Annotated in this window: 6 protein-coding genes; 1 reads left to right on the top strand and 5 read right to left on the bottom strand. The window is 64.4% G+C overall.

Going from position 1 to position 3,864, the window contains the following annotated elements; genetic code table 11:
* Positions 1-106 precede the first annotated feature (106 nt).
* Positions 107-313, bottom strand: coding sequence for a hypothetical protein (locus tag WAW17_RS02270; RefSeq protein ID WP_422331398.1), 207 nt, complete (start codon positions 311-313; stop codon positions 107-109).
* 80 nt (positions 314-393) lie between these two features.
* Here WAW17_RS02270 and WAW17_RS02265 point away from each other — a divergent pair, with 80 nt between their 5' ends.
* Positions 394-546, top strand: a complete 153-nt coding sequence (locus tag WAW17_RS02265; RefSeq protein WP_422331397.1) for a hypothetical protein — start codon at positions 394-396, stop codon at positions 544-546.
* Positions 547-698: 152 nt separating this feature from the next.
* Here WAW17_RS02265 and WAW17_RS02260 read toward each other — a convergent pair whose 3' ends face one another.
* From WAW17_RS02260 to WAW17_RS02245, 4 genes are all read right to left on the bottom strand, one after another.
* Positions 699-1,469, bottom strand: coding sequence for a hypothetical protein (locus WAW17_RS02260; RefSeq protein ID WP_422331396.1), 771 nt, complete (start codon positions 1,467-1,469; stop codon positions 699-701).
* A 57-nt stretch (positions 1,470-1,526) separates the two neighbouring features.
* On the bottom strand, positions 1,527-1,931 hold the full coding sequence (locus WAW17_RS02255) for a hypothetical protein (RefSeq protein WP_422331395.1): 405 nt from the start codon (positions 1,929-1,931) through the stop codon (positions 1,527-1,529).
* Between the two features lie 78 nt (positions 1,932-2,009).
* Positions 2,010-2,237, bottom strand: coding sequence for an acyl-CoA carboxylase epsilon subunit (locus tag WAW17_RS02250; RefSeq protein ID WP_422331394.1), 228 nt, complete (start codon positions 2,235-2,237; stop codon positions 2,010-2,012).
* A complete protein-coding gene (locus WAW17_RS02245; RefSeq protein ID WP_422331399.1) occupies positions 2,234-3,856 on the bottom strand; it encodes an acyl-CoA carboxylase subunit beta in 1,623 nt (540 codons plus the stop codon). Before WAW17_RS02245 ends, WAW17_RS02250 begins: the two co-directional genes overlap by 4 nt.
* Positions 3,857-3,864: the final 8 nt, after the last annotated feature.

Below are 3,864 nucleotides of genomic sequence, written 5' to 3'. Positions count from 1 at the left end.
CCTACTGCTGCGGTGGCCTCGATCATCGGGATCCCTTTCTCGAGTTCGTTCCGGGTGAATTCGACGGTCCGGCCTGTCGATTCGTCGTCCGGGTTCGGGTTGCCCGTCACCACCAGTGGACAAGAATAGATGGACGCGTCACCTTCGCGCGGATCCCACCGGCCGCGACGAGGACAACGGCCGCGAGCCCGGCGAAGGCAACGAACGAGATGTCGACCGGGCCCTGGGTTCCGTGGTGACCGATCCGGCCGCGTTGGCTGAACTCGACCAGTGGTGGCGGATGGTCGAAACCCGCCGGGGCCGGCTTGAGCACCGGAGAACCCGGCCCTGTTCCTGGACAAGTCGATTCGGTACCTCACCGACCGGCTCGACGCCACCACCCTCACCCCGGAGATGCTCGGTGAATTCCGTCGGCAGGTCACCGCGGTCGACCAGGTGATCATCGGCGCGAAGGACCTTCCCGAACTCGCACACCCGGATGCCGAGATACATGATCTTCTCGCCCGCTACCTGGAGGCGCGCTCCAGAGTCCAGGCGCTGGCGTGAACCCCCGCCCGGGCGAGCCCGGGGCCCTCGACGAGCTGGTTGTGGTCTCGGCGATGACCGGCGACGTTCTCTATCCGATCTGTAGGTGTTGTTCTTCCGGCATGTTTCACCGATCCAAGCGGGCGGACAGACCATCACCTCAGCCGATCCGGCTACCCGACGACCTCCGCCAAGCCATCACCGCGATCCGAGGAGCGCACTAACCTGAGCCAACTCGAGTTTGCGCCGGTCGATATCGGTGAAGTCCCGCTATGCGGGCGGGAATACTCAGCATCTCTCAGGGGACGCTCACCGGGTACATGTTCTTGCCTCGCTTCACACACATTCTGATTCTGAAGAGTAGTGAGCAGGTCGGTGTGAAGGGTGTCGTTGGGCACTGTGAATTCAGTACCCGATCGGGATATTTTGTTGTATTCCCCGCCAAGTGCAGAGAAAACCGCAACAATCTGATCTGCAGTTGCAGCTGGTGAAGCGGCCTGCAGTAAGCGAAGTATGCGCGCTTGGTTAGACGTCCCCGCGGTGGCGAGTCGGAGCACAGTCTGGGGTGCTAGTGGGATGGTGTGATCACTCGCGAACTTGGCGACGGCGTTGAGGGCCTCGCCATCGTCCTCGGGTACGTACTCTTCGACATTGGTCAGGATCTTGCGTCCGACCTTGGCGGCGGCGATATCGTCGTTCAGGACATCGGCGACCATTCCGTGCACCAGACCAGGTGTCAGAAAGCTGGTGATGTTGTCAGAACTAGCGATGGCGGGTCCAATCGCAGCCCAGCCTGAGTGGTGGAAGTGAGCGAAGGAATCGGCCTCGTCAGGGACAAGTCCGTATTCGATGAGTTCGGCGAATAGGTCACTTGCCGCGGGGTCGATTTCAGTGACTGCGAGCGGCAAGTCCACATCCAGACCAAGAACGAGTGCGCGCCCCATCCGTTGCACGCAGCCCGCACCGGCGTCAATTCGATAACGAATTCCCGGCGCGGGACACTAGGACAAGCTTCCCAGCGAGGCCCCCGGCACGACGTCGAATTCCGTTGTGACCTGGACAGAATCGCCGTTGGGAGGGTCGAAGGTGACAACGGCGACGTAGCGGCCGGCCTCGTGTAGCCGGGTGGCGAGAGAGGCGGCGCCGAGTGTTTGCGACACGGTGTGGGTGTACGTGTCCTTATCGGGTTCGGTGATGTTCACGATCAGCGGTGTCGAACCGTCTTCACCGGTGGGGATGGGGCTGACCAGGAAACCGAGTGTCACAAGATTGTTCGCGGTGACGGTGCCGATCGGTGGTATGACGCTGATCTGATAGGTCGTTGCCGCAGATGCCATGGGGGCCAGAGCAATACACAATGCCCCCGCCGCCGCGGCAACGGTCAGGGTTCCTCGCGAGAAGTTCATGTGTGAATCCCTTCCAGTCGACGGTGCTCGTTCAGGCTACGACGGCGGGAAGGAATTACCCGGAAACGACATGCAGTTTCAGTAGCCCGCGTTGACCAGCAGGGCGGAATCGGCTACGACTCGCCGACGCAGCATGTGCGCCGGTGAGCCCCAACGATTCTCGTCGTCGCGCGACGGTACGGCCGGTACGGGCGCTGCTGCCGCGCTGGACAGCACCGCGACCAGCGCCGCCAGTTCGGTGTCGCTGGGAGATCCGCTGGTAATTCGAATCGCGGTCGAGGTGCCGAATGATTCGCCGCCGCTCATAGCGGGATGTTCCCATGCTTCTTGGGGGGGAGGGTGACCATTTTGCGTTCGAGTAGGCGCAGGGCGGCCACGATCTGTCCGCGGGTGTGGGATGGGGGGATGACGGCGTCGACGTAGCCGCGTTCGGCGGCGACGTAGGGGTTGACGAGGGTGTCTTCGTATTCCTGCTGCAACTCGAGGCGCAGGGCGTCGACGTCGTCGCCGTTCTTCGCGGCGTCGAGCAGGCGTTTGCGGTAGACGAAGCCGACGGCCCCGGAGGCGCCCATCACGGCGATCTGGGCGGTGGGCCAGGCCAGGTTCACGTCGGCGCCCATGTGTTTGGAGCCCATCACGTCGTAGGCGCCGCCGTAGGCCTTGCGGGTGATCACGGTGATCTTCCCGACGGTGGCCTCGCCGTAGGCGTAGAGCAGTTTCGCGCCGCGGCGGATGATGCCGTTGAATTCCTGGTCGGTGCCGGGCAGGAATCCGGGGACGTCGACGAGGGTGATGATCGGGACGTTGAACGCGTCGCAGGTGCGCACGAACCGGGCGGCTTTCTCGGAGGCGTCGATGTCGAGGCAGCCGGCGAACACGGTGGGCTGGTTCGCGACGATCCCGACGGAGCGGCCGTCGACGCGGCCGAAGCCGACGACGATGTTGCCGGCTCGTTCGGCCTGGACCTCGAGGAATTCGTCGTCGTCGAGGATGCGGCGGATCACTTCGTGCATGTCGTAGGGCTGGTTCGCCGAGTCCGGGATCAGGGTGTCGAGTTCGAGATCCTCCGCGGTCAGGCTGTCCTCGAGGGATCCGGTGATCGGGTCGGTGGGCAGCATGCGGGGGGCGGTGGCCTGGTTGTTGGACGGCAGGTAGGACAGCAGGTCCTTGACGTAGTCGAGGGCGTCCTGTTCGCCGGAGGCGACGTAGTGCGCGACCCCGGATTTGACCATGTGGGTGTGCGCGCCGCCGAGGTCTTCCATGGTGACGTCTTCGCCGGTGACGGTTTTGATGACGTCGGGGCCGGTGACGAACATCTGACTGGTCTGGTCGACCATGATCACGAAGTCGGTCAGGGCGGGGGAGTAGACGTGGCCGCCGGCGGCGGGGCCCATGATCAGCGAGATCTGCGGGATCACCCCGGAGGCGCGGACGTTGCGGTGGAAGATTTCGCCGTACAGCCCGAGGGAGACGACGCCTTCCTGGATGCGGGCGCCGGCGCCTTCGTTGATGCCGATCAGGGGGCGGCCGGTCTTGAGGGCGAGGTCCATGACCTTGACGATTTTTTCGCCGTAGATTTCGCCGAGGGAGCCGCCGAAGACGGTGGCGTCCTGGGAGAACACGCAGACGTCGCGGCCGTCGACGGTGCCGTAGCCGGTGACGACGCCGTCGCCGACGGGGCGGTTGTCGGCGAGGCCGAAGTTGGTGCTGCGGTGGCGGGCGAGGGCGTCGAGTTCGACGAAGCTGCCCTCGTCGAGCAGGGCGGTGATCCGTTCGCGGGCGGTGAGCTTGCCCTTGGCGTGGACCCTCTCGACGGCGGCTTCCCCGCTCGGGTGCTGTGCCTGTGCCTGACGTTCCCGCAGGTCGGCGAGCTTGCCCGCGGTCGTGTGAATATCGGGCGTGGCGGCCGAATCTGTGACTGACATCTGGATGT

Origin of the sequence: Rhodococcus sp. (in: high G+C Gram-positive bacteria) (genome assembly GCF_049286785.1) — a bacterium.
GTDB lineage: Bacteria > Actinomycetota > Actinomycetes > Mycobacteriales > Mycobacteriaceae > Rhodococcus_F.
Note: the sequence above shows the minus strand (reverse complement) of the source record. Positions and strands in the feature narration are given on the sequence as shown.